At 44.2% G+C, this 7,059-nt stretch carries 6 protein-coding genes; 4 read left to right on the top strand and 2 right to left on the bottom strand.

Going from position 1 to position 7,059, the window contains the following annotated elements; genetic code table 11:
• The coding region (locus QNK26_RS09265; RefSeq protein ID WP_319222416.1) for an FAD-binding and (Fe-S)-binding domain-containing protein at nucleotides 1–2,463 on the bottom strand (2,463 nt) is incomplete at its 3' end.
• Between the two features lie 188 nt (nucleotides 2,464–2,651).
• Between QNK26_RS09265 and QNK26_RS09270 the strand changes: the two genes are divergently transcribed.
• The 4 genes from QNK26_RS09270 to deoC all read left to right on the top strand — a co-directional run bounded on the left by QNK26_RS09270 (nucleotide 2,652) and on the right by deoC (nucleotide 6,615).
• Nucleotides 2,652–3,557 carry a LysR family transcriptional regulator gene (locus QNK26_RS09270; protein ID WP_319222418.1) on the top strand — a complete coding sequence of 302 codons (906 nt, stop codon included), beginning with the start codon at nucleotides 2,652–2,654 and terminating at the stop codon, nucleotides 3,555–3,557.
• 42 nt (nucleotides 3,558–3,599) lie between these two features.
• On the top strand, nucleotides 3,600–4,529 hold the full coding sequence (gene nudC, locus QNK26_RS09275) for an NAD(+) diphosphatase (RefSeq protein WP_319222419.1): 930 nt from the start codon (nucleotides 3,600–3,602) through the stop codon (nucleotides 4,527–4,529).
• Between the two features lie 110 nt (nucleotides 4,530–4,639).
• Nucleotides 4,640–5,587, top strand: coding sequence for a LysR family transcriptional regulator (locus tag QNK26_RS09280; RefSeq protein WP_319222420.1), 948 nt, complete (start codon nucleotides 4,640–4,642; stop codon nucleotides 5,585–5,587).
• Nucleotides 5,588–5,838: 251 nt separating this feature from the next.
• Nucleotides 5,839–6,615: a deoxyribose-phosphate aldolase gene (deoC, locus tag QNK26_RS09285; protein ID WP_319222422.1), complete on the top strand. Its 777-nt coding sequence runs from the start codon at nucleotides 5,839–5,841 to the stop codon at nucleotides 6,613–6,615.
• A 256-nt stretch (nucleotides 6,616–6,871) separates the two neighbouring features.
• On the opposite strand, the gene QNK26_RS09290 is transcribed toward deoC, so the two are convergent.
• The coding region (locus QNK26_RS09290) for a diguanylate cyclase domain-containing protein (protein WP_319222424.1) at nucleotides 6,872–7,059 on the bottom strand (188 nt) is incomplete at its 5' end.

A 7,059-nucleotide genomic window follows, 5' to 3' on the forward strand; every position in this document is an offset into this window, starting at 1 on the left:
GAAAGGTTCATAGATAGCAATGTCTTTGGTCATCAGCTCAATACTGGTGCTTGCACATGGACTGGTGTCCATTAATACCGGTAATTTACCTTGCTCTGAGGCTTCCCAAAGCGCTGCTTCTAACTGCTGTGATTTAGTCAGCGCAGTATCGGCAAAGCCTTTACTCTTATATGGCATACCGCAGCATTTTTCAGATAATTTACTTGGCATAATGACTTCAATTCCCGCCTTTTGTAGCACAGCTTGAGTCACGTCTGCCAGTGGACGGTTATCCATGGCACCTTTAGCTGTACCCATATTACGCGCGGCGCAACTGGGGAAATACACCACCTTTTTATGGGCAAGCCCATCACTAACTAATTGCTTCACCTTGCCCGCCGCTTTCGGCATGCTCGGGGTCCATAATGGCACGGCGCCACCACTGAGCTTGTGGGTGGCTTTGGTGACAGTGCGCATGGCTTTAGTGCCTAATACACTGTGAATACCGTTAGCGACAGTTAAGCCAGCTTGGGTTGCACTTGTTAGTCCGGCGAAATGATCACTACTCCAACGAGCTATCACATTAGCGATAGGAGAATGCTGTTGGCGTAATTTACGGATCAAGTCGCCAGTATTTATATCAACTGGGCAACGCTCTGCGCATAAGCCCGTTGCGGCGCAAGTATCAATGCCGAGGTATTTAAATGATTTTTCTAATTCGGCAAGACGCGCGGGATCTTCTTGGCTGCGTTGCAAACGACTGATTTCACGATAAACGGTATTACGTTGGCGTGGTGTCAGGGATAATTCCCGTGACGGGCAAACCGGCTCACAAAAGCCACATTCGATACATTTATCAATAATATCATCTGCTGCTGGCATGACTTTTAAATCAGTGATGTGGCTGTCTGGATTAGCATTTAAGATCACGCCGGGGTTTAAAATACCGGTGTTATCAAAGATACGTTTGATGGCTTGCATCAAGGCATAACCTTCACTGCCCCATTCAAGCTCTACATATGGCGCCATATTACGGCCAGTCCCGTGTTCGGCTTTTAATGAACCTTGATATTCAACCGCAACAAGTTGCGCAACATCATCCATGAAACCACTGTAACGGGCAATCTCCTCTTCAGTTTCAAACGCTTGGGTAAATACAAAGTGTAAGTTACCCGCTAACGCATGACCAAAGATGATCGCTTCATCGTAATGGTATTTCTTAAATAAGACTTCTAAGTCACGTACCGCTGGCGCGAGTTGCTCGATAGGGAAAGCCACATCTTCGATGATCACCGTGGTACCCACTTCTCGCACGGCGCCAACCGCAGGGAATAGCTCTTTACGGATCGCCCACAGCTGATTATAGACCTGGGTATCGGTACTAAACTCGACCGCTTCTGTAGGGTTCAGTTCATCGATCAGGGTATTAATTTTAATCACTTGGTGGTTTAAATCGGCGTCACTCTCGGCGTGGATCTCAACCAGCAGTGCTGCGGCTTCGGTATTATTATCGATAGTAAGTTGAGCAATGAATTCAGGCATACCGGGTTTATTGGCGACTGAACTTAATGCGCGATTATCCATTAATTCGACAGCGGCAACACTGGTATTGGCGAGGGCACTCACTGCTAAACAGGTTTGCTCAATATCAGCGAATAAATACAGACCAGTGGCTTTAAAGCTATGGTCGATCACGGTATTGTAAGTAACATCAGCAATGAAACCTAGCGTGCCTTCCGAACCAATGAATAGGTGCTGTAATACCTCAATTGGGTCGCTGTAATCGGTTAACGAATTAAGGCTATAACCTGTGGTGTTTTTAAGGCGGTATTTGTGGCGGATCTTATCGGCTAAGGCGGTGTTGTCTTTACAGGCTTGGGCAAGTTGGGTCAGATCATCGAGCATGTCTTTATGGCTGATTTTAAACTGCGCGACACTATAGCTGTCTAACGTGTTCAGTACTGTGCCATCAGCCAGTACCACTGTCATACCCGCTAAGGTTTGATAACTGTTCTGCGCGGTACCACAACACATGCCGGATGAATTGTTGGCGGCAATACCCCCGATTTTACAGGTATTGATTGAGGCTGGATCGGGACCGATCTTACGTTGATAAGGCGCTAAGATCTTATTCGCTTCAGCACCGATTATACCCGGTTGCAGCCAGATCTGTTCACCGTTGTTGAGTACTTTGTGCTCGCGCCAATCTGAGGTGAGCATAATAAGTACTGAGTCTGACAATGCTTGCCCTGATAAGCTGGTACCGGCGGCGCGAAATGTCACTGGGATCGCGAGGTCATAACAAGCCTTAATGACCAATACCACTTCATCTAAACTTGCCAGTTGTAAGATCAACTTGGGAATTAAGCGATAGAAGCTAGCGTCTGTTCCATAGGCTAAGGTTAGCGTAGGGTCGGTGATAATACGTTTGTCATCGATAGACAAGCGTAATTTGCTAATCAGTACGTGATACGGGTCAGACATTGTAGGCTCCTAGCCATGTGGCTATATTATTTTTATTTTGTCGTTAATGTGCCACATTATGTTTATTTAAATTTTGTAATGATGCGGTTTCAGACGTAGTATTTATACGCCCTATATATAGTACCGATCTAGCACTGTTTGATATACTAGCCCGATTACACATGACTGTTTCATAAAGTGGACCAATAATGCGAAGTACCGATGACTTTTTAATTTTTTATCACCTAATTGAGCAAGGTTCTTTTAGTAAAGCAGCTGATATTGTTGGTTTAACTAAGTCAGTGGTGAGTAAACACATTACCCGTTTAGAAAAAGAGATGGGTGTCCAGCTGATCTTCCGTACCACCCGTAAGCTGACGTTAACGGAAGCAGGCAAAGTGTTTTTTGAACATGCCAGAACCATTTATCAATCAGTGCAAGGCGCGGTTGATGCCATGCATGGGTTAGGGGATAGTCTGTCGGGTTCGATTCGATTAACGGTGCCGACGGTATCTGGTGAAATTATTTTAGCCGAAGCCATTGCCGATTTTAGTGCTAGCTATCCTGATATTCATATCCACATGGATCTGGATAATAGCTTTGTCGATTTAATTGATAACAACTTTGATTTGGCTATCCGTACTGGAGCTCTGCAAGACTCGAGCTACATTGCCCGCCGCTTAGTGCAAGCCCAATGGGTGATCTGTGCATCGCCTGCCTATTTAGCTAAACACGGCACCCCCAAACGACCTCAAGATTTAGATAAGTATAATTGCTTGGCTTATAGTCAGCAGGAAAGTGGTGCCAATGAATGGTTGTTTAAAGGCCGTGAAGATGATTACAGTATAAAGATATCGGGTAACTTCAGTACCAACAACTCGGCAGCATTACGTAAAGCGGCGTTGTTTAATTTAGGCTTAATATACGTGCCTAAAGTGCTGGTGGCTGATGATTTAAAGGCGGAAACCTTGGTGGAAATATTACCCAAGCAAGTGGCTAAATCTCTGGGTATTTATGCGATTTATCCATACAGCAAATTACAACCGTTAAAAGTGAAACTGTTTATCGAACATATCTATCAGTTTTATCAACGCCAAGCGGATAACTTTAGTTAAGTTGCGGTTCATCGAAAAATAAAACAAGCAAGGAAGATAATAATGCTTAAATATAGTGAGATGTTACTTGATCGTGCATCGAATCAACGTAAAAGCCCAGAATGGCTAGCAACTCAAAAGAATAATAATAGCCGTTGGGTATTAACCCACGCAGATCAAAATTACTTTAGCAAAGCGGATCACGCGCCATTATTTTTAACGCTTGAAGCTGTGCAGCATCTTGATTTAGAGACGGCCGTATTTTTAGGCTTGGATGAAAACAATGACAATACCCCTTATTTTGGCTTGGACTTAACCCTAGTTGATTACGCGCTCGTGGCGGCCTTTTTGCTTGACGGTGAGTTTAGCGATTTGCGTAAAGTAGCGGTGATACTGGACAACCCCTCGGCGTCATTAATGGCATTGGCACGGGGTTTAAGTTTTTGGCATCGCTCGCATGGCTTTTGTGGTCGTTGTGGCACCGTGAATAAATCTGAGCCTGCGGGACATGCGCGTTTATGTACTAACCAAGCTTGCTTGCATCAAACTTTTCCACGTACCGATCCTGCGGTGATCATGGTGGTTCGTAAACAGTTTACCGATGGCATTGAACGTTGTCTGTTAGGGCGTCAGGTTGAATGGCCTGAAGGTGTGTATTCGACCTTAGCTGGGTTTGTTGATCCCGGTGAAACATTAGAAACGGCAGTGGCTCGTGAAGTCATGGAAGAGTCGGGGGTTGCTGTTACCAATGTGCAGTATTTAGCGTCACAACCGTGGCCATTTCCATCCTCGGTGATGTTAGGTTTTATTGCTGATGCCAGCAGTGATGTTATTAACGTGGATAAAAACGAAATTGATGATGCGCGCTGGTTCTCGCGTGCTGAAATACAATCGTTTGGCGAGTGGGGCGATGATGCGCCCGGCTTTAAAGTACCAAGAGTCGATTCTGTATCGCGGTATTTAATTGATCACTGGGTCAGTCTCGGTGATTAATTTTTGTAGTTGTAGTTGTAGTAATAGTCATAGTTCAGTTATCAGCGTCGTGGTAAACGGCGTATTATCGAGTTAATTAAGCCTTTTCGGTGTAATCACAGGCAGATAAAATGAAAGAGTTTTTACAGCACAGAGCCTATCAGATCGTATTTTTTAATGCCTTGGCGACAAGTGGCAGCCTGACTAAGGCGGCAGAAATGCTTAAAGTGTCAGTTTCTCATGTCAGTAAACAGCTGCATAGCCTAGAAGAAGATTTAGGTGTGCAGCTGATTAATCGTAGCACTCGCACGCGAACCCTGACTGAGGAAGGCAAGCGTTATGCCCAATACAGCGCTCAAATAGTCTCGCTTATTCAGGAAGCGGATACGTTGGTGACCGATACCCGAGATGAAATTTCCGGGCATATTCGCTTGGCACTGTCGCGCTCTTTTGCCACGCTGCATATCATTCCAGCGTTGGACAAGCTGCAAATAAAATATCCGCAACTTACTATCGATGTCAGCTTGTTCGATCACAAGGTTGATATGTTGGCAGAGGAGATCGATCTCTGGGTTACCACCTATGAAGATATCAACGAAGGTTATGTGGCTCAACGCATCGCTGATACGCGTTTCTTGTTACTCGCCGCCCCTGAATATTTACAGGCTCATGGCACACCGCAGCATCCTGATGAGTTGACTCAACACAATTGCGTTACCTACCACAGCAAGAGCCGTAGTTGTAATCATTGGTCTTTTGCCAAAGGTGACGAGGAGTTCAGTATCAGTGTGTCGGGTAACTATCGCGTTAACCTCGCCGAGGGGGTTAGAGACGCGCTTATTGCTGGTAAAGGCATTGGTTATCTAGCCAGTTACTTGCTCACCGATGAATTGGAAACGGGCAAACTAGTGCAATTGTTACCAGACTGGCGTGCTAATCAAAAGATGCCTGCCTATGCGGTTTATCCACGCAACAAACACCTGCCAGCCAGAGTGAGAACGGCGATACATTTCTTAAAAGATACTATCGGGCATCCACCATACTGGGATAAAGCTTTAGCCAAATGGGCTAAATTTTAAATCAAGGACACAGCTGAGCAGCAGGGTTAGCGCTGGACGTTTTCTATATGGAAAAGCTGTTTCAACTAATAGCCTATGGGACGATGTAGTTAAATTCTCTATGATAGCCCCACATTAAAGGCTGACCGGCGGGTAGCAAATCTTCTTAACCCGCGGTTATATACCAGCCCACTCTTTTTAGTAATTCAGACGTTTAGCTGCATTTGTGTTTTACAATAACAGCAATAAACGTCCTTTTGGAGATATGATTCATGAGCAATTTAAAAGCAGCAGCCCTAAAAGCACTTAGCCTGATTGACCTAACAACACTGAATGATAACGATACCGATGAAAAAGTGATCGCCTTGTGCCATGACGCTAAAACAGCGGTTGGCAACACAGCTGCAATCTGTATTTATCCACGATTTATTCCGATTGCGAAGAAGACATTAAGAGAGCAGGGCACGCCAGAAATCAGAATTGCCACAGTAACGAACTTCCCGCACGGTAATGATGATATCGCCATTGCTGTCGCAGAAACAAAAGCCGCTATTGCTTATGGCGCTGATGATGTGGATGTTGTTTTCCCTTACCGTACGCTTATTGCTGGTGATGAAAAGTTAGGTTTTGAATTGGTTAAGCAATGTAAAGCAGCTTGCGGTGATACATTACTTAAAGTGATTATCGAGACTGGTGAGTTAAAAGAAGCGCATTTAATTAAGCGTGCTAGCGAAATCTGCATTGAAGCAGGCGCAGACTTTATCAAGACGTCGACAGGTAAAGTAGCGGTTAATGCCACACCTGAAGCCGCTGAGATCATGCTTAACGTGATTAAAGATATGGGTGTTGCTCATCGTGTTGGTTTCAAACCAGCGGGCGGTATTCGCACTACCGAAGATGCTAAATTATTCCTAGATATGGCTGCTGACATTATGGGACAAGAATGGATTGATGCTGAACATTACCGTTTTGGTGTATCAAGTCTGTTAACTAGCCTACTGAATACTTTAGAAGTAAGCGAAGAAGTTGTAGACCCTACTGCATACTAATTGCTACTACGACTCTTGATTTAAAGCTTCAAGGGTCGTTTCTATCTCGGTTATTTACTTATTTACTGGGTTAATTATATGATTATAAAGTATTTTTACGAGTTGCACAGTATTAGTTTAGCTAATATAATAGCCGTGAAAAAGCGATATAGTCTTACCACTCTATATAGTCTTTATCGAGAAGAAAGTAATAAATCCTTTATGTAAAATCCCGCTTATTTGCAGTAAGTGGGATTTTTTTTATCGGTAGTATGTTTTAAGCCTGCCTACAGTCCAGATGTTTGACTTGCATATCAGGGCTAAAGAATTGAAAGTTGTTACGGCCACAATCTTTAGCTCGATAGAGGGCGAGATCGGCATATTTCAGTAAATATTTCGGCTCGTTGGTATGTAACGGGGCGATACTAATACCGATACTGCAGGTAATGTTAAAGCTGTATTTAT

This window comes from Moritella sp. (assembly GCF_033791185.1).
Classification (GTDB): Bacteria; Pseudomonadota; Gammaproteobacteria; order Enterobacterales; family Moritellaceae; genus Moritella.

What these genes read in the sequence shown, in the direction of transcription:
- nudC (WP_319222419.1), top strand. Translation starts at nt 3,600, where the DNA reads ATGCTTAAATATAGTGAGATGTTACTTGATCGTGCATCGAATCAACGT.
- QNK26_RS09280 (WP_319222420.1), top strand. Translation starts at nt 4,640, where the DNA reads ATGAAAGAGTTTTTACAGCACAGAGCCTATCAGATCGTATTTTTTAAT.
- deoC (WP_319222422.1), top strand. Translation starts at nt 5,839, where the DNA reads ATGAGCAATTTAAAAGCAGCAGCCCTAAAAGCACTTAGCCTGATTGAC.
- QNK26_RS09270 (WP_319222418.1), top strand. Translation starts at nt 2,652, where the DNA reads ATGCGAAGTACCGATGACTTTTTAATTTTTTATCACCTAATTGAGCAA.